This is a genomic window from Halococcus agarilyticus, from assembly GCF_000334895.1.
Taxonomy (GTDB): Archaea; Halobacteriota; Halobacteria; order Halobacteriales; family Halococcaceae; genus Halococcus; species Halococcus agarilyticus.
On record NZ_BAFM01000008.1, the window covers coordinates 80,771 to 105,205 of the forward strand.

The window sequence follows — 24,435 nt, forward strand, 5'->3', positions numbered from 1 at the left end:
CGGACGGCGTCGCGTTCCAGGAGTTCCTCGTGACCCCATCTGGTGAACGCGTGTTCGCCACCCGAGGCCGGGATGGCGGTCGCGGCGTTGATCTCGGCATAGCCGTCGATGTCGTCGGGGATCACCGGCTCCTCGATTCACTCGAGGTCGTACTTCTCCAGCCGGCTGCACATCTTCTTCGCGTAGCGCACCGAGCACCCCATGTAGGTGTATCTCTCCACGAATGGCAGGGATCGGACACGAATGCTGTACATCGTCGCGGTGCTTCTCGACAGCGAGAGCGCGTGAAACCCACGAACAGCGAAAGCACGCCCGCTGTATGCGATCGATCGAAAAGCACGGGAGCATCACGACCACCACAGCCGAAGCGGTCCGTCGGCGAACCCCGAGCGTGTTCGCCGTTAGCGGACGAACGGATCCGGACCACGATCGGTCTTCGAGCCGGAGAGAGCGTCAGTAACAGGGATACTGGCGTTACGGGAACGGGGTGCCGAGACGTACCTACGGAGCGACGACGGATCGATAGCGGCGTTCCAGTTCGACGGACAGTGGTGGTTCTCACAGAACGTCGTGAATCCGTTGCTGTTCCCGGATTCGGTCGGCGTTGCGTCCGATACTGTTGTCGAGCAGCGGTCGGGATCGGTTCGTCCGACGACACCGAACACGGTGTCGGGGGCTGATCGTTCCCGTCTGCGGAAGAATCGCGAAGCGTTGCTCGGGAAGCTGGATCGGATCCGCGAACGGGATACTCGGTCGACGACGAGGAGCGGGTCAAGGGAATGCGCTGTGTCGGCTGTCCGATCGTCACGCAGCCGGACAGGGTGGTCGGGGCCACCAGCGTTTCAGCACCGGTCAATCGGATGCAGGGCGAACGCTTCGAGACCGAGATCCCGCGGCTCGTCCGCCAGACGGCCAACGTCATCGAAATCCAGCTCGACTACTCGTGAGGGTCGGATCGCTCCAGATCGGCATCGCCCTGTTCGGCGTCGGTCGCCACGATGAAGGATCCACCGCACTCCCGGCACGTCTGGTACTCGCGATCGAACCCCGCGCCACACTGGATGCACCGGTATGCCTCTTCGGCCCCGTCTTCGGGTGCGGACGCGCTGAACAGACCCCAGAGACGCCGGAGCGGTCCCGGGCTCATGGTTCGCCGAGCCACTCCCGAAGACGGTCGAGGCTCGTGCGGGGCTCGGGGAGCGGGTCCCGGTCGAACGGTTCGTGTTCGATCGTCACCCACCCGCCGTAGCCGGCGTCGCCGAGCGCACACGTCTCGTGCTCGGGGGACTCGACGTCGATTCCGTCGTCCATGCCCGAACACTCTCCGGGCAGCCACATGAATCTGTCTTCCGCAGCGCGACCACGACGGGACCCCAGCGGCCGTTTCGTTCCGTGGATCGGATCGAAATCACCGGTGGACCGCCATCTCGTGCCGTGAGCCGTCGATAGTTCCGCCGTCACTTCCGGATCGAGGTTCCCGATCCGAGCTGTATCGGTTCGAACTCGGAGACGGCTTCGAACACCACCTTCACGTCGACGTGCTCGATCGTGGAGCTGGTCACGAACGTCCGGAGCTGTTCGTGCATCGTTTCGGTGGTTTCGTACTTTCCGATCGCGATCAGATCGGTGTCGCCGGTGACCCGATAGACCGCCACCGTGCGCCGGTCGTCTCGAAGTTCGGACGTGACGTCACACAGCGCGTCGGCGGCAACCGCGAGTTCGAAGATCGCGGTGACGTCGAACCCGAGCGCCGTGTAGTTCAGCCGTGGCACGTATCCCGTGATCACGCCGGTCGCTTCGAGGTCCCGGAGGCGCTCACGAACGGTCGAGACAGGAACACCGAGCTGTTCCGCGAACGCACTCGCCCCACACCATCGATCACGGGAGAGAGCGTTCAGCAGCTGTACGTCGATGTCGCTCCGATCGGTGTCTCTCATCGGGGTGGCCGTGTCCTGCCCGTAATCCCCTCGAAAGCACCGAAACCGGTCTGCACGGAGGGGAGCCGGGTCGTCACCGAGAGCACCCACCGTCGTCGACACCGCTGGTCGACGCTCCGGACACGCCCCCGGTTGGGAAGGGACGTGCCCCTTCGCTTTCCCACTTCGGTGTGGTTTTCCCGGTTTGTTTCCCGTTCGTCCATATCACCACCGTTTTCGTCCAACTTCGTCACCCGAATCACGTGAGACACTCACCCGAAGCTGCTACATAAAGACACGTGTTTTCAACCGCCGGTTTGCTGACGAATCGGTGGACGAGCGTGGCATTTCAAATGGGATATTATCTCTATAAGCACGTATTCCTGCAGAAATGGTTCGTTCACACCGTCGAAACGCCACGTTCGTCGACCGTGTTCCGGCGGCACTGTGAGGCCAGGCGTCGCGCGCGGACCGACGACCGGACGGACCACACCCGGTGAACCTCCTCGTGGATCCGTCGTTCCCCGAGGAATCGGTCACGGAATCTGGCCCACGAACGGGCGCTTTCGTCGGCCGCTACGGTCGCTCAGTCGGTTTCACTGCTGCGAGACGTGAAACGTGGTCGAACGCTCGGAGTCGGGGAGAGCACTCCCGGTGGGAGTCGATCCAGCGTTTCCGTGGCGACACGCCGGCCCGGCCTAATATTACCTTAAATACTGAGCTGGCCATGCCACATCGACCACACGTTCCTTTCACAAACGAAAAAGTGTACAATGTCAACGGATAGTTTTATCTGCATCCGTTGTGGAGCCCTCTCCGTGTCGAACGAATCATACGGGTGGAAGAACCGTGGAAAAGCGACCGATGGCACGAAAAGCACTGTTGGACGATGAACGACAAGGAGGAGTGGAAGGACGGGCTGTACGGCGACGACGTGCGCGAGAGACTGGTCGAGTTCGCCGAATCGGGGTGGAAGTCGATTCCCGACGAGGAGCGCGAGCGGTGGTTCTCCCGGTTCAAGTTCTGGGGAGTCTTCCACCAGCGCACCGGCCAGGAGAGCTACTTCATGTTGCGCCTGACCAACTGTGGCGGCGTCCTCGAACCCGGTCAGTTGCGGGCGATCGGCGAGGTGGCGCGCGACTACGCCACCGGCCCGGTCGACAACCCGGAGTTCGGCGATGGATGGGTCGATCTCACTACCCGTCAGTCGATCCAGCTCCACTGGATCAAACTGGAGGACGTGCCCGCGATCTGGGAGAAGTTGGAGAGTGTGGGCGTCTCCACGCGATCGTCGGGCGGGGACACCATGCGCAACGTTTCGGGCTGTCCGGTCGCCGGTAAGGACGCCGACGAGTACGTCGCGACGCGACCGCTGCTGGACCGCATCCAGACGGAGTTGCGCGGGGACGACGCGCTCTGCAACATGCCCCGGAAGTTCAACATCTCCGTGACGGGCTGTCGGGAGGGGTGTGCCCAGGACTCGATCAACGACGTGGCGCTCGAACCCGCGCGGAAGCTCGTCGACGGCGAGCGTATGAGAGGTTTCAACCTCCGTGCCGGCGGCGGGCTCGGCGGGCGCGAGACGCGCCGGGCGCGCTCGCTCGACGTCTTCGTGCGACCGGACCGGGCGTACGAGGTTGTGCGCGCGTTCGTCGAACTCTACCACGAGGAAGGGAATCGCGAGAACCGCAACAAGAATCGCGCGCGCTTCTTCGTCGACGACTGGGGTGTCGAGGCGGTTCGCGAAGCGCTGGTCGAGCGGACCGACTTCGCGCTCGAATCCGCGGGGACGGACCTCCGCGAGGAGTACACCTACAACGCCGGGAGATCCGATGACGAGGGCGACCACGTCGGCGTTCACGACCAGGCCGACGGCCGACACTACGTCGGGCTGAGCACGCCGGTCGGGCGGATCCCCGCCGAAGAGGCGATCGAGCTCGCCGACCTCGCCGACGAGTACGGCAGCGGCGAGGTCAGGCTCACCCGCCGACAGAACCCGCTCGTGATGGACGTTCCGGCGAACAGGCTAGAGGAGCTGCTCGCGGAACCGTTGCTCGACGTCCATTCACCCGAGCCGGATCTCTTCACCCGGGGAGCGATGGCCTGTACGGGCACCGAGTTCTGCTCGCTCGCGCTGACCGAGACCAAGGCCCGGATGGCGGCGATGATCCGGTGGTTCCGGGCCACCCTCGAACTCCCCGACGACCTCGGCCAGCTCAAGATCCACTTCTCGGGCTGTACCGCCGACTGCGGCCAGGCGATGACCGCCGACATCGGGCTGCAGGGAATGCGCGCGAGGAAGGACGGCGAGATGGTCGAGGCGATGGACGTCGGCGTCGGTGGCGGTATCGGGCAGAACCCCACATTCGTCGAGTGGGTCCGCCAGCGCGTGCCCGCCGACGAGGTCCCGGGAATGGTGAAAAACCTCCTCGAAGCGTTCGCCGCCCTCCGGGAGGACGACCAGACGTTCCGGGAGTGGGTCGCAGCCACCGGCCACGCGACGATCGTCGAACTCGCCGAGCCCGAGGAGACGAGCTACGACGACCCCTGTCTGACCGACGCCAAACAGTCGTGGTACCCCTTCGCCGACGGCGAGAGCCCCGCACCGACCGCCGCCGACGGAACCCCAACTCCGAGCGATGACTGACGACCCATCCACCTCGGTCGACGCGATACCGCAGGCACCGATGGACGTCGCGCCGGAGCTCGCCCCGACGACGGCCGATCGGACTAGGCGCGAGCCACGCGCCGAGGGGAGGTCGACCGATGAGTGAGCCGGTGCAGACCACGTGTATGCGGTGTGCGGTCGGCTGCGGCCACGTCCACGAGGGCGTCGACATCGGCTACGGCATCGCCTCGGTGCAGGGCGACGTCTCCCATCCCGTCAGCAAGGGCCTCGCGTGCCCGCGCGGCATCCGCGAGAGCGGCGATCCGGACGGCGAGTGGCTGACACAGCCGCTCGTCAGGAAGGGAGGTGAACTGCTCCCCACGACGTGGGACGTCGCGCTCGGTCGCGTCGTCAGGGTGTTCGAGGAGATTCTCGACCGCGATCGCGACGGGATCGGGGTGCTCGGCAGCGGCCAGCAGACCAACGAGGCGGCGTACGCGCTCGGCAAGCTCGCCCGCGGCGGTTTCGGGACCCGCCATTACGACGCCAACACCACCCTCTGCATGGCGAGCGCGGTCGCGGCCTACTACGACGCCTTCGGCAGCGACGCACCCCCCTGCACCTACGACGACATCCCCGACGCACGGACCCATCTCGTCTGGGGGGCGAACCCCGCGGTCGCCCATCCAGTCATGTTTCGCTGGATCCACGAGAGCGCCCAGGATCCGGACAGTCGGCTCGTGGTGGTCGATCCCGTCGCAACGACGACGGCCGAGGCAGCCGACGCGCACGTCAGTCCAGAGCCGGGCGGCGACCTCGCGCTGGCGCGGGCCGTCCTCGCGAGGATCGTCGAGCGCGGCCGCGTCGACAGGGAGTTCGTCGATCGGGCGACGACCGGGTTCGACGACCTCTGTAAGGATTTGCCGACGCCGACGGCAGCGGCCGCGACCGCCGGCGTTCCCCTCGAAACGGTCGACGCCTTGGTGGAGGCGCTCGCCGATCCGACGCTGCTCTACTGGGGAATGGGCGTCAATCAGAGCACGCAGGGAACGGCGACGGCGGGCGCGCTGATCGATTGCTGTCTCGCGACCGGGAACGTGGGCCCCGGCTCGGGCCCGTTCTCGCTGACCGGTCAGGCGAACTCGATGGGAACCCGAGTGTGTTCCTCGAAGGGAACCTGGCCGGGCCATCGCGACTTCGGCGATCCCGACGAACGGGCCGTCGTCGCGGACGCATGGGGGGTTCCCGAGGGACGACTGCCCGACGACACCGGTCCCGGCCCGGTCGGCATCGTCGAGGCGATCAACGACGGCCCGATCGAGGCGCTCTGGACCGTGGCGACCAACCCGGTCGCGGGGCTGCCCGACGCGACGGCGGCCCGCGAGCGCCTCGACGAGACGTTTCTGGTGGTCCAGGACGCGTTCCGGAGCGAGACCGTCGAACTGGCGGACGTCGTGCTCCCGGCGGCGACGTGGGGCGAGTCGAGCGGGACGGCGATGAACATGGAGCGCACCGTCTCGCGGGTCCGCCCCGCGACCGACAGCCCCTCGGGTATCAGAAGCGATCTCGCCATCGTCGCGACGCTCGCGGACCGACTCGTACCGGGGTTGTTCGACGCTCGCGATCCCGAGGGAATCTTCGCGGAGTTCGCCGCGCTGACCGAGGGGACCGACGCCGACTGCTCGGGGATCACCTACGACCGCCTCGAACAGGAGGTGGCGGTCCGCTGGCCCGCACCCGATGCGGCGACAGCGGGTGGCTATCGCTACTACGACCCCGACGGTGATCGATCGATCGGGACCGACGGCGATCCATCGACCGGGGTCGACGACGACTCACGATCCACGACCGACGAGGAGTCCGGGACCGCTAACGGCGGGGCGGCGTGGACGTTCCCGACGCCCTCTGGCCGGGCGCGTTTCTCGACCGGCTTCGCCGGGAGCGTTCCCGAACCGCCGAGCGAGGCGTACCCGCTGACGCTCACCACCGCGCGCGATCCCGACGGCTACAACACGGGCGTGCGGACGCGACCCTCGATCGACGAAGCGGATCCCCTCGTCGCGCGCGTCGATCCGGCGACGCTCGCCGATCACGAGGAGTGCGTTCGCGCGGACGACGAGTCGAAACCGATCACCACCATCGAATCCCGGCGTGCGTCGGTATCGGCGCGCGTCGAACCGGACGACGCCATCCCCGAAGGGATGGTCTGGCTGCCGATCCACCAGCCGATGACCAACCACCTCACCATCGCGGCGACCGACCCCGACTCGGACGAACCGAACTACAAGCAGTGTGCGGTGCGCCTCGCCGCCCCCGAGCGCTCGAAGCGCGGGACGGAGACCGGTTCGGAGGGCGCGAGTGCGACCGAACGTGAACGTTCCGAACTCGCCGGTCATCCCGCGGGGGTGCGTCAGTGAGCCTCGTCCGGATGACGAAGTGGCGGACGCTGGTGCTCGCCACCGCGGGATTCAACCTCTCCTTTCTGATCTGGTTTTCCTTCGCCCCCTTCACCGGCCCGATGGCCGCGGAGTTCGGCCTCTCGCTCGCGGAGATCGGGATCCTCGCGAGCGCGGCGATCTGGCTCGCGCCGTTCGGGCGGATCCTGACGGGGTGGCTCTCGGACAAGTACGGCGCGCCGACCGTGTTCGCGATCGTGCTCGCGTACGTCGGCGTGTTCTCGATGGCGAGCGCGTTCGCGGAGAGCTACGCGGTCTTCTTCGTCGAGCGGTTGATCGTCGCCACCGCGGGGATCACGTTCGTCATCGGCATCCAGCACGTCTCGGAGTGGTTTCCCGAGGAGCAGTTGGGCACCGCCGAGGGGATCTATGCCGGCATCGGCAACGCCGGGGCCGCGGGCGGCGCGTTGATCCTCCCGCGCGTGTTCGGCACGAACTGGAACGGGCCGCTGTTCGACACGAACTGGCGGGCGGCCTTCTTCTACACGGGCGTCGTCGCGATCCTGATGGCCGTCGTCTACTACGCGATCGGTGAGGCCGCATCGAGCGAGCAGCGTCGCCAGACGACCGCCGAGAGCGCGACCCTGAAGCAGTGGGTTCACACGGCGACGCGGTACGGAACGGTCGTGCTCGCGCTCGCGTACGTGATGAGCTTCGGTCTCGAACTCTCGATGAACGGGTGGCTCGCGACCTACTACCGGGAGGGGTTCGCCACCGACGATCTCGTGCTCGCGAGCACGTTCGCGGCGACGTTCTCGCTCGCGGCCGGCCTGTTGCGCCCCATCGGTGGCTACGTCAGCGACGTGCTCGCACGGCGTGAGCGGGACATCCTGCCGTTCTTCCGGGGTCGCTACCGCGAGCAGTGGACGTTCGTCGCGCTCGTCTTCGTCGTCGTGACGATGATGTTGATGACCCTCGCCGGCCTCTCCGGTGCGGTCACCGTGGCGGTCGGGGCCGGCTTCCTCGTCGGGACGGCGTGTGCGTTCGCCGAGGGAGCGATCTTCGCCCAGGTGCCGGCGATGTTCCCGAACAGTTCGGGGGCCGTCGCGGGCGTCGTCGGCGGGATCGGTACCATCGGCGGCATCGTCTACCCCCTGGTGTACTCCTCGTCGCTCTTCGGAACCCTCCACGTCGGCTACGCCGTCGTGGGGATCTCGATGATCCCCATCGTGCTCCTCAACGCGTGGGTCTACCGCCCCGAGATCGCCCGTCGCGCCCATCTCGACGGCTTCCTCGCTCGAAAGAGCGGTGTCGACGCGACCGGTAGCGACGACTGACGCGGACCGGGAACCGATCGGGAAGCCGGTCGGTCGAGGCGGTGTCGGGGCACGCTCGATGGGCGCGGAGCACCCCCCTCGGGACGACGCGGGGAGGCGACTCCGTGCTAGTCCGCACCGTGTCGCGGTGTGTAGCCGCAGTTCTCACACTGTAGCGATCCGTCGACGCGCGCGATCCGTTCCCTGCAGTTCGGACAGTCGAACTGCATCGTGACCGGTTGGTGGCGGAGATCGACATCCAATAAACCTTCCCACGTCGATCGTCGATAGTCGGTCGAAGCGATCCCGTTCGTCGATGTGAACGAATCGTGCGTGCTTCGGGAAGTGTGGTCGAGAAATACAATCGGTTGGACAAACCACACGGTCGATTCGCTCCTCGTTCGTTATCGACGCGAGCAACCGCTACTGCGGTTGGTCCGGTCGATCCTCAAGTAATACTTGTTTCGCAGGCGATCGGATAGTGCAGCTGGTTATGTACGGTCTACGTTCCTCGGTGAACTCGGTACCGCCTCTCGGAAGCGGCGGGATCCGATTCAGATGTTCGTCACACGCTGGTACTCGTCGCTGAGCGCGGCGGCGTCCTCGGGGAGGAGGGCCACCACCAGGTACTCGGCGTACTCTTCGAAGTACTCGACCAGCGCCGCGATCCGATCGGAGTCGAGCGCCTCCAGCGAGTCGATCACGATGAACGGCAGCGACTCGTGGAGGTCGTGGACGAGGTAGCCCGCGAGCGCAAAGACCAGCCCGGTGACTTCGCGTTCGCTCTCCGAGAGGTGGGCGATCGAGTCCTCGTAGGTCGCACCCTCGTCGGTGCTCCGGATCACGTGGAGGTCGAACACGCCGCGCTCGACTTTCCGCCGACCTTCCCGTACTGTCTGCTGGGTGCGCTCGATCCAGATCCGTTCGATGTTCGCGTAATCGAGCACACCGAGGATGGTCTCCATGTGGTCGTTGAACGCCTCGACCGCCTCGGCCTCCAACTGTTCGATCCGGGTGCGGAGGTCGGCGAGTTCGTCCTGGAGCTCCTCGCGGCGGTCGGTCAGTCGATCGCGTTCGTCGAGATCCTCCTCCACGCTCGCGATCTCCTCGCGAACGTCGTCGAGATCGCTTTCGAGCCGGCCGAGTTCGAACTCGAGCTGGTTTGCCTCCTTGTGCCGATCGAGCAGCTCGCTCTGTTCTTGCCCCTCCAGCTCCTCGACGGCGGCCTCGCGCTCGTCGATCTCGTCCTCCAGAGTGCTGCGCTCGTCGGTGAGCTCTTCGAGGGTCGACTCGCGCTGGGTGATCTCGCGCTCGACCTCGTCGAGCTTGCGGTCGACGCGCTCGCGTCGGTCGCGATCGCCCCGAAGGTCGTCGCGTCGGTCGGTCAGCTCGTCGAGTTCGGCGTCGACCTCGTTGCGTTTCGACGACCGGTCGCGACGGAGCTCCCGGAGACTGTCGAGCGTGTCGTCGATCGTGTCGCGCTCGACCTCGCTCCCGCAGGTCCAGCACACCGTGGTGTCCTCCACCAACTGGTCGGTGAGCGCCTCGCCCTCGGTCTCCGTGCCGGTACTCTCACGGTCCTGAAGTGCGGCGTGAAGCTCGGGGTTGTCGCCGTCGAGGAGGTCCTCGTTGAACTGGAGGATGCGCTGGAGCTGGTTGATCGTCGACTCCAGGGATTGCTTGTGATCGCGGAGGCGGTCGATCTCGGCCTCGATCTCGTCGAGATCGCCCGCGGGCGTCTCGGGGAGGTCGGTCATGTTCGCTTCGAGCTCGTCGCGCTCGTCTTCGAGCGCCCCGATGCTCTCGCGTTCGGTGTCGATCCGGTAGCGAACGTCCTCCAGATCGGAGCGCACGTCCTGGAGATCGTCGAGCGCGTCCTCGAAGGCGTTTTTCTGTTCTCTGGTGTCGTCGACGCTTTCGTCGGCGTCCTCGATCTCGGCCTCCTTCTCGTCGAGCTCGGCGCGCTTGTCCTCGATCCGGTCCTCGAGGCGTGTCTTCTCGGTTTCGAGCTCGGGCAGTCGCGAGTCGAGCGATTTCAGCCTGTCGAGCTCGTCGTCAAGGTTGCGTTTCTCGGCCTCCAGCTGTTCGATCTCGGCGTTGACCGCGGCGGTGTCCACGGGCTGCATGATGACCTCGCGGAGGTCGTCGTCGCGCGCGACCGCCTGGCGGGCCTCGTTGGATTCGAGCAGGAACGCGAACAGTTCGGCAGCCTCGGTGTCCTCGAGGTAGGGATCGCCGTCGAAGACCACCGTACCGTTCCGGCGTTCGAGCGTGCGAGTGTAGGTCTCGCCGGCGAGATCGAGCGCGACCTCGCCGTGGTCGGCGTCCCCCTTGAGCGAGACGCGATCGCTCCCGAGCGTGGCCATCAACGCCTGGAGGAGCGACGTTCGGTTGGTAGCGTTTCGGCCGGTGAGGGAGGTGACGCCGGGCGAAAACGCGATCTCGGTGGTGTCGATGCCGCCGACGTTCTCGACGGTGAGCTCGGCGTGTTCTTCGGTAGCCCGTGATTGACTCATCGTTCGTCCTCCCGTAACAGGGGGGGCTACTAAGTTCTTGTTGCTCGGGACACTACTCGGTCGCCCCGCGTCACGGTCTGTAACGATACTACGGCTGTTATAGCGACGGAGCCGCACGTCACCCCCGCATCTGTTGAGTGACGAACACTCGATCGCGACTGGTTCACACCGGGTGAAAAACAACCGATACGTCGAGTAGCCACGCATCATCGTGAGGCTCGGTATCACGACACTGCCCGTTCGAACCCATCGTTTACCGTGTATGAACGGTGTGGCGACGAGGGTGCTTCGCCTCTGGTGAAAAATACCGTCTCGTTCGTCCCGAGACGACAGGGTAGATCGGGCCCGTCGTTTCGTTCGTCACTTCCGAGTGAAAAACTACCGTCTACAGGATCGGATCCGGCCGAGAACCGTCGCAATCGGCAGTTATCGAACAGATATCACGGGAACGTCCCGAATCGTACCACGTCGTCGTTTCTCCCCTGACGAAATCCTTTTGATCGCGCGGCCGTTCGGGTCGCGGTATGTCCGGGAGCAACACGCCGCGGTTGGTGAACGCGACGGAGACGTCGCTCGCCATCGTCGAGGCCGTTCGCGATCGCGACGGGGCGACGCTCACCGAGGTCGCCGACGGACTCGACATCGGGTACAGCACCGCCCACAACCACCTCGCGACGCTCTGTGCGAACAACTGGCTCGTCAAGCACGACGGCGAGTACGACATCGGCCTGAAGTTCCTCTCCTTCGGGGAGTACGCACGGCGTCGAACGCCCCACTACGACGTCGCGAGGCGACACATGCACGAGCTGACCGAGCGGACCAACCTCGAAGTCGAGTTCCTCGTCGAGGAGTACGGCCGGCTCATTTCGATCGTGGACATGATCGGCGACGCCGGCGGGTTCGGGCCGCCGGAGGACGGCAAGTGGCTGCGGGTTGGCGAGTACTACTACCTCCACAACACGGCCTCGGGTAAGGCGATCCTCGCCGAACTCCCCGACGAGCGGGTCGAGGCGATCCTCGATCAGTGGGGTCTCCCGGCGGAAACCCCGTACTCGGTCACCGACCGCGACGAGCTCGACGCCCAGCTCGCGACGATCCGCGAACAGGGGTACGCCGAGACCGAACAGGAGGTCGTCGAGGGGTTCGCCAACGCCGGGACCGCCGTCCAGTACCCCGACGGGCGGGTCCTCGGTGGGATCAGCGTGGGCTGGCCGACGTACCTCTACAGCGACGGCGTCGATGCCGAAGTCATCGAGCAGCTGCTCGACACCGCCGCGTCGATCGAAGAGCGGATCGCTGCCACGTCGTCGGACTGAGGACGAACTATCTCCGAGATGTCGGAGCTGCGACGAAAGTGTTTTGTCGGGCCGTTTCGTCGGCCGACGTGGATACCATGGCAGCCGACGACACCACCATCGGTAGCGCTATCGACGACGAAACCAGGCGTGAGCTCGTCGACACCGACGATCTCCTTCCGACCGGTTCGGCGTTCGTCCCGGGCGAAACGCCGATCCCCGACTACCAGTTGGCGTGGGGGATCACGAGCGACGACGAGGGCGACCCGATTCACGGCGAGCCCACGGCCGACGACGCCGAACGGGAGCTCGTGATCCCGGTCGAGGAGCCGGGGCCCAACGAGGCGCTGCTGTACATGCTCACCTCGGAGGTCAACTACAACGACGTCTGGGCGGTCACCGGCGTGCCGGTCTCGACGTTCGCGGGCCACGACCGCGACTGGCACGTCACGGGTTCGGGCGGGCTCGCGCTGGTCGCCGAAACCGGGGCCGGCGTCGCGGACGAGGGCCGGATCGCGGTCGGCGACCTCGTCCACGTCTACGCGGGGAAGTTCGACGCGCTCTCGCCGAAGGCCGGCCGGGACCCGATGTTCGCCGACTTCCGGATCCAGGGGTACGAGACGCCGGACGGCTCCCACCAGCAGTTCGTGACCGCCCAGGCGACCCAGCTGTTCGAGCCCCCCTCGACCCTCGACCTCACCGAGGCGGGCAGCTACATCCTCACGATGGGGACCATCTACCGCGCGCTGACGAACACGCTCGACGTGGAGCCGGGGAGTGATCTCTTCGTCGAGGGGGCCTCGACCGGTACCGGCCGTGACGCCGTCGAGATGGCGGTGAGCCGGGGGCTCGACGTCACGGGGCTCGTTTCGAGCGACGAGCGCGCCGAGCGCGCAAAGGGGGTCGGAGCCGACGCGGCGATCGACCGCACGCAGGACGCACTCTCCGGAGCCATGCGGATGGTGCCGAACGATCCCGCCGCGGTCGAGGACTGGGTGGCCGCCGGCGAGCCGCTGCTGGAGGAGTTCCGTGCGAAAAACGACGGCGAGCTCGCCGACTACGCCATCTCCCACGCCGGTCAGGAGGCGTTCTCCCGATCCTACCAACTCCTCGACGAGGGCGGCCGGCTCACGTTCTACGGCGCGTCGACGGGCTACGAGATGGCGTTCGTTGGCAAGGGCGGTGCGACGACGCCGGGCGAGATGTACGACCGCTCGGCGCTCCGGCCGGGCGGGGGCGTGCTCGTCTGGTACGGCACCCCCGACGGGATCGAGGGGACCACCGACGAGGTCGGCGAGGCCGCGATCGAGGCGGCGCTCGATCGGCGCGCACGTGTGGCCGTCGTCACCGAATCGGAGGAACAGGCCGACGCCGTCGAGTCGGCACACGACGTCGAGGGTGCGGTCAGCCTCGAACACCTGGCGGCCGAGAACGACGCGGTCGCGTTCGAGCCGCTGCCCGAGCTTCCGAAACCATCCGAACCCGACGCGCTCGCCGCGACGGTCGGCGAGTACACGAACAAGCTGTTCAAACCCGTCGGGATCGCCACGGGCGAGCTCCTCGCCACGCCGAACAATCCCCGTGGGAACCCGGACGTCGTCTTCGAGCGCGCGGGTCAGAACACGCTCGGGACGTCGACGATGCTCTGTGCGTCGTTCGAGGGCGAGGTGGTGTACGCCGAGGCGATGGCCGACCGGCGCTACTCGTTTTACGCGCCCCAGGTCTGGATGCGCCAGCGCCGGATCCACATGCCGACGACCGAAATCTTCGGCACGCACATGAAGAACACCTACGAGGTGCTGAAGATGAACGAGGAGATCGAGCGCGGGGTTTTCGACGTCCCGCGGACCCATCTCGTCGACTGGGACGACGCCCCCGAAGCCCATCAGGACATGTGGGAGAACAACCACGAGGAGGGATCGTACGTCATCAACCACGCGCTCCCCGAGGACGGGATCGAATCGAAGGACGAGCTCTTCGCGGCCTGGGACGTCTGAGAACGCGCGGTTCGTTCGGCTTTCTCGCTCCGGTCCACTCGCTTCGCGATCCGGACGAATCACCGAACGGTCGCGGTGCTGCTCAGTTCTTTTCGGCGGTTCGCATCCAGTCGATGGCGGCCGAGACGCCCTCCTCGTCGGCGATCTCGTGGAACTCCTGGGCGGTCTCGGTTTCGGCGGAGGCCGCGTAGAGGTACTTCGCGACGTTCGCGGCGGAGTTCGACCGGTAGCCCTGGGTCTCCTGGACGTCGTTGAGGGTGTCCTTCAGCAGCTTCGTGATCGCGCTCGGGACGCGCTTCATGTGATCGACCTCGTCCATCACCGTGTCCATGAGTTCCTCCTCGGACACGACGCGGTTGACGATCCCCATCCGCTCGGCCTCCGTGGCGTCGACGTGCTTGCCCGTGTAGAACAGCTCGCGCGCGTGTTTCAGCGATCCCGTCACGAACGGCAGCACCATCGCCGGCGGGAGCTCGCCCATCCGCATGTCGGGGAAGCCGAACTCCGAGCGCTCGGTGGCGAACGTGAGGTCACAGACCAGCGCGAGGTTGCAGCCGCCGGCGAGGGCGTAGCCGTCGACGGCGGCGATCACGGGAATGGATAGATTGTAGATCGCGTCGAGATGGGTGTACTCCGACTCGATGATCGTGTCCATCGACGGCTCCTCGTCGGCCCCGAAGTCGTAGCCCGACGAGAACGCGCGGCCGTTGCCCGTCAGCACGACCGCGCGCACGTCGGCCGCGTCCTCCGCGGCCGCGAGCGCGGCTTCGAGTTCGTCGAGGAGCCCCGTACTCAGTGCGTTGAGCGTGTCGGGGTCGTCGAGGGTGACGATACGCGCGCCGTTCTCGGTTCGCACGTCGAGGTGATCGTAGTCGCTCATCGGTTGCATCTCCGTCTCGCTCGCAGTCGGGCTTATACCCGTCGGTACCTGTCAGCCAGGAGTGGTTCCCACCCAGTCAGCTCCGCTGCGCCTGCCACGACGCCATCGGGGCGAAGTCGAAGTCGGTGTCACGGGTGTCGAACCGATCGAGCCGGTGGGGGTCGCGCGGGAAGGGACACGCCTCGTCCGTGAGGAACGATCTGACGGCGGCACCGATGCTCTTGGTCGCCATCACCCCGGCCCCGTGAAAGCCCGCAGCGACCGCCAGGCCGTCGGGCCCCTCGTCGGGCGCGTCGACGATCGGCCTGGCGTCCGGCGTCGTGCAGTCGGCCATCGGACAGACTTCCCAGCGAACGACGTCGTCCGCGGGGTCGACGTGCGCGAGCAGTTCCGGAAGGTCCTCGTTCAGCAACCGTTCTAGCCGGGGACCGATCTGCTCGTGATCCTCGCCGCGAACACCCGAGGGCTCCGCCTCCTGCGCCCCCTCCGCACCGTTGCGGGTGCTGCTGTGGGGCCCTCGATCGAGCGCCTCGTCGCCGTAGTAGTGTTCGATACCGACGATCAGGTGATCGTCCCGCGTGGGTCGCCAGTAGCATTGCTCCTGCCAGTCGCCACCCATTGGGTACTCGTCCGGCAGTTCGACGTCGAGATAGGCGACGTTCCAGACGAACTTCCTGATGGGGAGCGGGAGCACGTCCGCGAGCAGGGGTCGCGTTCCCGATCCCGCCGCGACGACGACCGACTCGGCGTCGACCCGTTGGTACTCCGTCTCGACGCCCACTGCGGCTCCGTTCTCGACGCACACCGACTCGACCAGCGTGTCCGGCCGAAACTCGACGCCACGTTCCACGCACAGGCGCTGCAGCGTCGACAGCCACTCGTCGATGTCGAAGTAGCCGGTGTACTCGTCCCAGACGAGCACCTTCTCGTACGGCGAGTCGTCGTCGAACGTCTCGTTCCACCGATCGTACTCGCCCGGCTCGCGCAGCGTGACCCACTCCCGCTCGGCGACCGTCTCGGCCCGCTCGATTTCGCCGGTGCGGACGCCCCGGACGAACTCGCGCTCCGTGTACTCGAAGACGCCCGTTCCGTCCATCTCCTCGAAGAACTCGACGGCGTGACGGGCCCACTCCGGCTGCTCGGGGTAGTCGACGGGCGTCGTGATGACGCCGGAGGCGCGGCTCGACGTCCCGTTGCCGATACGATCGCCGTCGACCACCAGCACGTCGTGATCGGGTGCCAAGTGCCACGCGGAAGACAGACCCGCGACACCGGATCCGACGATGACGACATCGAACTCGGACATTGCGGTTGGTACGCACACCCGCACTCACTAAACGCTATCGGGCACGGCAAACGGCAGGACGGCCGGTCTCGCCAGCGAAACGCAGTTCTACCGAAGGAATCGACGAGGAACAGCCGATTGTAAGCAGGATCGTCGTGGCGACCGCTCGTTTCGGGCTCGCCGTCACTCGCTGCGGCCGCAGGCGCTGACACGCCGATCCTGACGACCGAAAGCTACTAACGAGCGGTGTGCGAACCTCCACCGATGTCCGAGCAGCTACAGCGGCTCTTCAACCCGGAGTCCGTCGCGGTCGTCGGTGCGTCGACGAACCCCGAAAAGCGCGGCTACCGGACGATCGAGGACCTCGACGAGTGGGGGTACGATGGCGAGGTCTACCCCGTGAACCCACGGTACGACGAGATCCGCGGCCACGAGACCTACGCGTCGGTCGCCGACGTTCCTGGGGGCGTTGACCTCGTGTTCGTCGCCATCCCCGCCCCGTACGTCCCCAAAGTCATCCGCGAGAGCGGCGCGGCGGGCGCGGCTGGCGCGGTCGTCAACACCGCCGGGTTCGACGAGGTTGGCGAGGACGACCTCGCCGCCGATCTCGCGGCGGCGGCGCGGGAAGCGGGCGTCCGGATCGTGGGCCCGAACATCCAGGGGATCGACGCGGTCCACCAGCAGCTCCACCTCCTCGGGAGCTATCGGACGACGCCCGGCGGGCTCGGGCTGCTGACCCAGAGCGGCAACATGGGCGTCGATCTGTCCGTCGACGCCCAGCACCGCGGCAACGTCGGCTTCAGCTACAACATCGGTGTGGGCAACGAGACCGACCTCCAGTTCGGCGAGTACCTCGACTTCCTCGCGACCGACGAGAACACCGACGGCGTGACGATCTACACCGAGGGGATGGAGGACGGCCGATCGTTTCTCGAAACTGCCCAGCGCGTCTCGTCGGAGACCCCCATCGTCGCGTTCAAGGCGGGCCAGACGTCGGCGGGAAAGGAGTCCGCGGCGTCACACAGCGCGTCGCTCGCGGGCGACATCGACGTGGTCGACGCGGCGTATCGCCAGGCAGGCGTGACCCGAGTCGAGAGCCTCGATCGCGTGGTCCCCGTGGCGTCGGCGCTCACTCAGTCGCCGACCCCCGACGGCCCGAACGTCGCGGTGCTCACCGACGGCGGCGGTCACGGTACGGTCGCATCGGACGTGCTCACCGAAGCGGGCCTCACACTCCCGGAGCTCACCAAGGAGACTCGGGCCGAGCTGGCGGAGCTGTTCCCCATCTCACCGAACCTCGCCAATCCCGTGGACGTGATGGGGCAGTCCTCACACATCGACATGTGGGCGGCGGCCCCCGAGATCATCCTCGACGACCCGAACGTCGACATGCTGTTGATAACCGGCGCGTACGGTGGCTACGAGGAACACTGGACCGGCCACGAGACCGAAGCCGAACCGGACGAGGAGCCGCGTGCGGCCGATCGCATCGTGAACGCCAGAGACGAGACCGGAAAGCCGGTCGTGATCCACAGCCTCTTCGCCGAGCTGGGGTCGGCAGCGTTCCGACGACTCCGCGCTGGCGGCGTCCCGGTCCACGATGCCGTCACCGACGCGGCGGCGTGTCTCGACGCGCTCGCGGCGTACGGACGGCACTGCCGCCACGCCGACGAGAAGTCCGACTTCGCTCTCCCCGCGCGCGACGAGAACCGGAGCCGTATCGTCGACGGCTCGCGGCTCGCCGAACACGACGCGAAACGCCTTCTCGCGGAGTACGGTGCGCCGGTCGCGCCGTTCGAACTGGCCGCGAATCCCGAGGAGGCAGTCGACGCCGCCGCGGGGTTCGACGGCCCGGTCGCCATGAAGATCGCCTCGTCCGACATCGTTCACAAGACCGAGGCCGGCGGCGTGGAGCTCGACATCGCCAGCGAGGACGCGATCCGAGCGGCGTTCGAGGCGATCATGGACAGCGTCGCGGCGTACGACCCGTCGGCCGAAATCGACGGCGTCCTGGTCTCGCCGATGGTCGACGACGGCGTCGAGCTGATCGTCGGCGTCGTCGAGGACCCGGAGGTCGGCCCGGTCGTGACCTGCGGCATCGGCGGCGTGCTCGTCGAGGCCATCGACGACGTGGCGTTCCGCGCGCTCCCGCTCACGGCGTACGACGCCCGAGAGATGATCGACGAGATCGAGGCCCAAGCCCTCCTCGATGGCCCGCGCGACCGGCCGGCGGTCGACCGCGACGCGCTCGCCGACCTTCTGTGTACTGTCTCCGACCTCGTGATCGAGAACCCCGCGATCGACGAACTCGACCTCAACCCCGTCGTCGCCACCGACGACGGACTCTCGATTCTGGATGCAGCAGTCGAACTCGACTGAGTTCGTGGCGACTCACGCACGCGGCGAATAGCAACGGAAAACGGCGTCGACGCGCGACGACCGTGTCAGTTCGGTGACGAACCCTCGCTCACTCGTCGGCGATGGCCCGGAACGCGTCTTCGGCGATCTCGATCGCCTCGTCGATCTGTTCTTCCGTATTGGAGTAGGCGGTGAAGAAGCGCTCGTACTGGTCGTCGTTGCCGAACAGTGCGCCGTTCGCCGCGGCCTCGAACCACCAGTCGGCGAAGCGGTCGGCGTCGGCCTCCCACGTCTCGCGCTGGGTCTCGGGGACCTCGTCCATCATGAACACCGTCCCCATCGAGCCGATGTGCTGGACCGCGGCGTCGACGCCGGCCTCGTCGGCGGCCTCTTCGAGCCCGGTGAACAGTCGGTCGGCGAGCGGCTCGATGTGGTCGTACACCGGTTCCCCGTCGAGCAGTTCGAGGGTCGCGAGGCCCGCCGCGCACGACACCGGATGGCCGTTGTAGGTCCCGCCGTGGAACGCCGACTCGCGCCACGCGGCCTCGGGATCGTCCGCCGGGGGCTCGATCTCGCGCATGATCTCCTCGCGGCCGCCGAACGCGCCGAGCTGGTAGCCGCCGCCCGCGACCTTCGCGAGCGTCGTCATGTCGGGCGTGACGCCGAACCGGCCCTGGGCGCTCTCCGGCCCGAGCCGGAACCCCGTCATGACCTCGTCCCAGAGCAACACGATGTCGAGCTCCGCGGTGAGTTCGCGGAGGAACTCGTGGTAGCCGTCGGCGGGCGGCAGGACGCCACACGACGCGAGCACGGGTTCGATGACGACGCAGGCGAGGTCGTCGGCGTGCTCGCGAAGGATCTCTTCGGTGGCCTCGCGGTCGTTGAACGGGAACGCCACGACGGTCTCGGCCACCTCGTCGGGGATCCCAGTCCCATAGGGCACGGTGTTCGGACGCTCTTCCGGCCCGAGTGCCTCGACGGAGGCGGAAACCGACTGGAGCGCGTAGTCGTGCGCGCCCGCGTACCCGCCCTCGGGTTTGGCGATCATCGACTTGCCAGTATAGGAGCGCGCGACCCGGATCGCGTGCATCGTGGCCTCGGACCCGCTGTTCGCGAGCCGGACCGTCTCGATGCTGGGCGTCATGTCCCGGATCTGCTCCATCACGTCGATCGCCACGGTCTGGGGCAGCGCGGAGATGTCGCCACACTTCTCGACCTGGGCTTTGACCTGCTCGACGACCGCCGGGTGGTTGTGGCCGAGGATTCCGGGCCCCAGCCCCATCAGGAAGTCGAGATACTCGTTGCCGTCGATGTCGGTGACGTACGACCCCTCGGCCTCGCCGAGGTAGAACGGATAGGGGTCCATCGACCGGACGTTCGACTCCACACCGAGCGGCGTCACCTCGCGGGCGCGCTCGTGGTACGACTCGCTTTCCGGCGTCTGCTCGCGCAACCGCTGGAAGTGGCTGTCTGAGTCTTGCAGACTCATGAGCGGACCCAATCGGTGGGAGGTAATAAGCGTATTTACCCGCTCGCTGTCATCACGATCCCGGCACGACGATCGGGACAGCCACCATTCGCTTCGGTCGATCGGTACCGACCCCTCGGCAGGGGTAGTTACAAGTACCGACTGGTCATAGAGCGAGCGAACGGGACGAAGCAATGTCACCACAGCCGATTCAGCCATGACAGCACCCACGACCGCCGCCGAGATGGAAGAGCGGATCGAGACCGCCGGGATCGAGCACGTCCTCACCGAGTTCGCCGACCTCAACGGGATCTCGCGCTCGAAACAGTTCGCCGCCGAGCAGTTCCTCGAAACCTGGAGTGAGGGCCCGAGCATGAACCTCGCCGTGCTCGGCCAGACGCCAGGCAACGAGATGCCCGTCGGATCGGGGCTCGCGGCGGCGGTCGACTACGCCGACGCCACGCTCCGACCGGACCCGACGACGTTCCGCGTGCTGCCGTGGCGCGAGAACACCGCCCGCGTGCTCTGCGATCTGGCGTTCGACGGCGAGCCCGTGGCGGCCGCGCCGCGGGACGCCCTCCGACGGGTCCTCGACGACCACGAGTTCGGGTTCGAGTTCGGCGTCGGCAGCGAGCTCGAGTTCTACCTGCTGGAGGACACCGACGCGGGCTACGAGCCGGTCACGGATGGCCCCCACGAGTACGTCTCGTGGGCGACCGAGGAAATCACGCCGTTCTACGAGCGCCTGGCGGCGTGGGCGCGCGAGTACGGTATCCCATTGGATTCGCTCCAGCACGAACACGGGCCCGGCCAGTTCGAGATCCTCTTCGAGCACGGCGCACCGCTCGACCAGGCCGACCGGACGTTCGACTTCGAGAGGGTCGTCGAGCGAACCGCGCGGGCCGCCGATCGGTACGCCACGTTCATGGCGAAACCGTTCGCCGACCACTCCGGCAGCGGCTATCATCTCCACGTGAGCGCGTTCGACGGCGGCGAGAACGTCTTCGCCGACGGCGACGGCGGCCTCTCCGAGCGGGGACGCCAGTTCGTCGGCGGGCTCCTCGAACACGCTGCCGGGCTGACAGCTATCGGCACGCCGACGATGAACGGGTTCAAGCGCTACGATCCGGAGGGGTTCGTCCCGACCACCGCCTCGTGGGGCCGGGACAACCGCCGCGTCGCCGTCCGGCTCCCGAACGGGACGCCCCGCGTGGAGACGAGGATCGGGAGCGCGGACGCCAACCCCTACCTCGTGATCGCCGCGACACTGGTGGCGGGGCTCCACGGGCTTCGCGACGAAATCGATCCGGGCGAGGCGGTCGAGGGCAATCCATCGGGCCGGCGGCCGCGGCTGCCGCGCACCCAGGGCGAGGCGCTCGCCGCGCTCGAAGCCGACGACGAGCTCGTCGACGCACTCGGGGCGGAGCTCGTCCGGGCGTACGTCGCGTCGAAGCGCCGCGACCGCGCCGCGTTCGACGAGACGGTGACCGACTGGGAGCGCGAGCGGTACGTCCCCACGCTCTGAGCACGACGCCGTATCGTTTCTCCCGGCTGTGCTCGGACTGCCGTGATCGCCTTGCTCACTCCGTCGCGCTGATGCTCCGAAACTCGAAGTCGGGTGATCGGGACTCGAACCGATTCACCCGGAATGGATCGAGCGGGAACGGCGCGTCGGCGTCGGTGACGAGCGAGCGGACCGCGGTCGCGGTCACGGGAGCGGTCATCACCCCGCGGCCGTGGAAGCCGGTGGCGACCACGAGGCCGTCGGGAGCGTCGGCCGGCGCGTCGATCACAGGTATAGTGTCGGGCGTCGCGGCGTCGACGCCCGCCCAGCCGTCGACGAAGCCTGCCCCGTCCATCCCCTCGAAGATCCGCGGGACGACCCGCGCGACGTGATCGCGGAACCCCTCGTCCTCGGAGCGACTCGCCGCTGCGGGCTCCTCGACGGCGAACGACCACCCGCCGACGAGGAGGTCGCCGTTCCGTTCGGGTCGCCAGTAGACGTGCTCCTCGGGGAGCGACCCCATCGGGAGATCCGAGACGTCCTCGCCGGGATCGAGCACGAGACACTGGGTGCGGTACGGCCGGATCGGGAGTTCGACGATTCCGTCGAGCAGCCGCGGCGTCCACCAGCCCGCCGCGACGACCACCGTCGGCGCGCGGAACGTCGTGTCCGGCGTCTCGACGCCGACGACCTCACCCCCCTCGACGAGGAGGTCGGTCACGGGCGTCTCGGTGTGAACGGTGGCTCCGCGGGCCTCCGCGTCGTCCTGAAGCGTCGCGGCGAAGGTGAACGGGTCGAGCCAGCCGTGGCCTGGCGCGGCGTCGTACTCGACCCCGCCGGCGAATCCGTCCGCGTTCAGCCGCCGGTATCGCTCGCGGAGCTCCGCCGGCGTGCGAAAGGTGCCGGCGTGACCGTCGCCGGCGGCGTTCGCCTCGCGGTGGATTTCGACAGCCGCGTCCGACGGGACGAGCCGGACGTACTCCCGGCGCTCGTAGGCGAACTGTCCGGTCCCGTCGTACGACTCGAAGAAGGCCGCCGCGTGGTCGCTGATCGCGGGCTCCTCGGGGTAGGTCGCACGGAGCCCGATGAGGCCCGCCGCGAGCCCCGACGCCTCGGCGGCGACCTGGCCCTTCTCGATCACGGCGACGTCGTGGTCGGCGGCGAGATCGCGTGCGATCGCGATCCCCGCGACCCCGCCACCGACGACGATCACGTCCGCTGTCTGGGTCTGCTCGGCCGACATGGTCGTTCCGTTCGTTCGATGGTGGGGGCCTTAACTGGATCGGCGGGCGGCCGCTCGTCAGTCGTTTTTGTAGTTCATCATGACGGCCTTCACCTGGGTCATCGATTCGAGATGCCACTTGCTACCGTAGCGGCCGCCGGAGCCGCTCTCGCCGTACCCGCCGAACGGCAGCAGGCGCTCCCAGTAGTTGTTGGTCTCGTTGACGAACACGCCGCCCGCCTGCAGCCTGTTCGCGGCGTCGTGGGCGCGTTCGAGCGAGTCGGTGAAGATCGCAGCCTGGAGCCCGTAGCGCGATCGGTTGGCGATCTCGATGGCGTCGTCGTACCCTTCGGCCCGGATGACGGGCGTGACGGGCCCGAACGTCTCCTCGCGAGCGATGTCCATGCGCTCGGTCACGTCGTCGAGCACGGCGGGGGTGTAGTAGCGCCCGTCGGTGTCGCCGCCGGTTCTGAGCGTCGCGCCCGCCTCGACCGCGCTCTCGACGTGCTCGACGGCCGTTCGCTGGATGCGCTCGCTGACCATCGGTCCGATCTCGGTCGCCTCGTCGAGCGGGTCGCCAACCTGGAGCGCCTCGGTCTTCTCGGTGATCGCCTCCACGAGCTCGTCGTGGACGCCCTCGGTGGTGATGACGCGCTCGGTGCCACAGCAGACCTGACCCGCGTTCGCCGTGCTTCCGACGACGATGCTCTCGGCGGCGTGCTCCACGTCGGCGTCGTCGAGCACGAGGATCGGATCCTTCCCGCCCATCTCCAGCAGGCACTGGGCGTTGCGTTCGGCGGCGGTCTTCGCGATCTCCTGACCGACCGCGGTGCTGCCGGTGAACGCGATCAGCCTGACGTCGCGATGGTCGACGAGCGACGCGCCGGTGTCGCCCGCGCCGGTGACGAGGTTGAACGCGCCGTCGGGGAGGCTCGACTGGTCGAACGCCCGTGCGACGTGGTAGGCGGTGAGTGGCGTCTCCTCGGCGGGTTTGAACACCACGGGATTGCCGGTCGCGATGGCGGAGTAGATGCTGCCACCCGGGATCTCCAGCGGGAAGTTCCACGGGCTGATGACCGCACACGGGCCGTACGGCTCGCGCTGGGTGTAGGCGAACCGTCCCCGGAACTCCGAGGGGACGACGTCGCCGAAGAGGCGGATCGCGTCGTGGGCGTAGTCGTCGCTCGACGCGATGACGTACTCGGTCTCCTCGTAGGACTCCTCAAGGGGCTTGCCCTCCTCGCGCGTGATCCCCTCGGCGATCTCGTCCTCGTGGGCCTCGAAGTACTCGGTCACCTCGTCGAGCACGGCCGCGCGCTCGAACACCGTCATCGCCGCCAGTTCGCGCTCGGCACGGCGCGCCGCCTCGACCGCACGCCGCACGTCCCCTGCCGAACCGTCCGGCACCTCGTCGAGCACCGATCCGTCGATCGGCGAATCGACCTCGATGCCGTCGTTCGAATCGGCCTCGACCCACTCGCCGTCGATGTATAGCTGTCTCATGTGTCCTCACGGCCATGCGAACTACTACCGCAAAAACCTTTCTCGCGCACGGCTCTCGGCTCGGGCCGTCGGCCAGGCGCGAGCGGCTCGCAGTTCGTTCGACCCGCAGCCTGTTCGGTTCGGGACGCTTTCACGTTCTCAGCCCTCGTACGCACGTATCGAGTCACCTGA

Annotated in this window: 16 protein-coding genes and 2 pseudogenes; 8 read left to right on the plus strand and 10 right to left on the minus strand. The window is 67.2% G+C overall.

The features are described from left to right. Window positions 1-2 precede the first annotated feature (2 nt). Window positions 3-206, minus strand: a pseudogene (locus TX76_RS18640) (enolase C-terminal domain-like protein); the annotation flags it as partial. A 543-nt stretch (window positions 207-749) separates the two neighbouring features. Between TX76_RS18640 and TX76_RS17055 the strand changes: the two are divergent. Next, window positions 750-947 (plus strand): annotated as a pseudogene (locus TX76_RS17055) (IclR family transcriptional regulator domain-containing protein); the annotation flags it as partial. Here the strand turns inward: TX76_RS17055 and TX76_RS08165 are convergent. From TX76_RS08165 to TX76_RS08170, 3 genes are all read right to left on the minus strand, one after another. Then, window positions 938-1,147 (minus strand): penta-EF hand family protein, encoded by a 210-nt coding sequence (locus tag TX76_RS08165; RefSeq protein WP_049901405.1) that lies wholly within the window; start codon window positions 1,145-1,147, stop codon window positions 938-940. The pseudogene TX76_RS17055 and the gene TX76_RS08165 overlap by 10 nt on opposite strands. Then, a complete protein-coding gene (locus TX76_RS17565; protein WP_154019037.1) occupies window positions 1,144-1,311 on the minus strand; it encodes a hypothetical protein in 168 nt (55 codons plus the stop codon). The genes TX76_RS08165 and TX76_RS17565 overlap by 4 nt, the downstream gene beginning before the upstream one ends. Window positions 1,312-1,457: 146 nt before the next feature. Beyond that, window positions 1,458-1,937 carry an Lrp/AsnC family transcriptional regulator gene (locus TX76_RS08170; RefSeq protein ID WP_049901407.1) on the minus strand — a complete coding sequence of 160 codons (480 nt, stop codon included), beginning with the start codon at window positions 1,935-1,937 and terminating at the stop codon, window positions 1,458-1,460. Window positions 1,938-2,805: 868 nt separating this feature from the next. Between TX76_RS08170 and TX76_RS08175 the strand changes: the two genes are divergently transcribed. From TX76_RS08175 to TX76_RS08185, 3 genes are all read left to right on the plus strand, one after another. Continuing rightward, a complete protein-coding gene (locus tag TX76_RS08175) occupies window positions 2,806-4,563 on the plus strand; it encodes a nitrite/sulfite reductase (protein WP_049901408.1) in 1,758 nt (585 codons plus the stop codon). Window positions 4,564-4,682: 119 nt separating this feature from the next. Next, window positions 4,683-6,941, plus strand: coding sequence for an assimilatory nitrate reductase NasA (gene nasA / locus TX76_RS08180; RefSeq protein ID WP_195156026.1), 2,259 nt, complete (start codon window positions 4,683-4,685; stop codon window positions 6,939-6,941). Window positions 6,942-6,952: 11 nt separating this feature from the next. Further along, on the plus strand, window positions 6,953-8,257 hold the full coding sequence (locus TX76_RS08185) for an MFS transporter (protein WP_049901548.1): 1,305 nt from the start codon (window positions 6,953-6,955) through the stop codon (window positions 8,255-8,257). 533 nt (window positions 8,258-8,790) lie between these two features. On the opposite strand, the gene TX76_RS08190 is transcribed toward TX76_RS08185, so the two are convergent. Then, window positions 8,791-10,752, minus strand: coding sequence for an archaea-specific SMC-related protein (locus TX76_RS08190; protein ID WP_049901411.1), 1,962 nt, complete (start codon window positions 10,750-10,752; stop codon window positions 8,791-8,793). A 524-nt stretch (window positions 10,753-11,276) separates the two neighbouring features. Between TX76_RS08190 and TX76_RS08195 the strand changes: the two genes are divergently transcribed. Both TX76_RS08195 and TX76_RS08200 read left to right on the plus strand, forming a co-directional pair. Continuing rightward, a complete protein-coding gene (locus tag TX76_RS08195; protein WP_049901413.1) occupies window positions 11,277-12,068 on the plus strand; it encodes an IclR family transcriptional regulator in 792 nt (263 codons plus the stop codon). 77 nt (window positions 12,069-12,145) lie between these two features. Continuing rightward, window positions 12,146-14,044 (plus strand): zinc-binding dehydrogenase, encoded by a 1,899-nt coding sequence (locus tag TX76_RS08200; protein WP_049901414.1) that lies wholly within the window; start codon window positions 12,146-12,148, stop codon window positions 14,042-14,044. Between the two features lie 82 nt (window positions 14,045-14,126). Here the strand turns inward: TX76_RS08200 and TX76_RS08205 are convergent, their stop codons facing one another. Both TX76_RS08205 and TX76_RS08210 read right to left on the minus strand, forming a co-directional pair. Further along, a complete protein-coding gene (locus tag TX76_RS08205; RefSeq protein ID WP_049901550.1) occupies window positions 14,127-14,924 on the minus strand; it encodes an enoyl-CoA hydratase/isomerase family protein in 798 nt (265 codons plus the stop codon). 76 nt (window positions 14,925-15,000) lie between these two features. Then, on the minus strand, window positions 15,001-16,230 hold the full coding sequence (locus TX76_RS08210) for an NAD(P)/FAD-dependent oxidoreductase (protein ID WP_049901417.1): 1,230 nt from the start codon (window positions 16,228-16,230) through the stop codon (window positions 15,001-15,003). A 243-nt stretch (window positions 16,231-16,473) separates the two neighbouring features. Between TX76_RS08210 and TX76_RS08215 the strand changes: the two genes are divergently transcribed. Further along, window positions 16,474-18,588 (plus strand): acetate--CoA ligase family protein, encoded by a 2,115-nt coding sequence (locus TX76_RS08215; RefSeq protein WP_049901420.1) that lies wholly within the window; start codon window positions 16,474-16,476, stop codon window positions 18,586-18,588. A gap of 88 nt (window positions 18,589-18,676) precedes the next feature. Here TX76_RS08215 and TX76_RS08220 read toward each other — a convergent pair whose 3' ends face one another. Beyond that, a complete protein-coding gene (locus TX76_RS08220; RefSeq protein WP_049901423.1) occupies window positions 18,677-20,056 on the minus strand; it encodes an aspartate aminotransferase family protein in 1,380 nt (459 codons plus the stop codon). Window positions 20,057-20,252: 196 nt separating this feature from the next. On the opposite strand from TX76_RS08220, the gene TX76_RS08225 reads away from it, so the two are divergent. Next, window positions 20,253-21,560, plus strand: a complete 1,308-nt coding sequence (locus TX76_RS08225) for a glutamine synthetase family protein (RefSeq protein ID WP_049901426.1) — start codon at window positions 20,253-20,255, stop codon at window positions 21,558-21,560. A gap of 55 nt (window positions 21,561-21,615) precedes the next feature. Here TX76_RS08225 and TX76_RS08230 read toward each other — a convergent pair whose 3' ends face one another. Then, window positions 21,616-22,782 carry an NAD(P)/FAD-dependent oxidoreductase gene (locus TX76_RS08230; RefSeq protein ID WP_049901428.1) on the minus strand — a complete coding sequence of 389 codons (1,167 nt, stop codon included), beginning with the start codon at window positions 22,780-22,782 and terminating at the stop codon, window positions 21,616-21,618. Window positions 22,783-22,839: 57 nt separating this feature from the next. Next, window positions 22,840-24,264, minus strand: coding sequence for an aldehyde dehydrogenase family protein (locus TX76_RS08235; protein WP_049901430.1), 1,425 nt, complete (start codon window positions 24,262-24,264; stop codon window positions 22,840-22,842). Window positions 24,265-24,435: the final 171 nt, after the last annotated feature.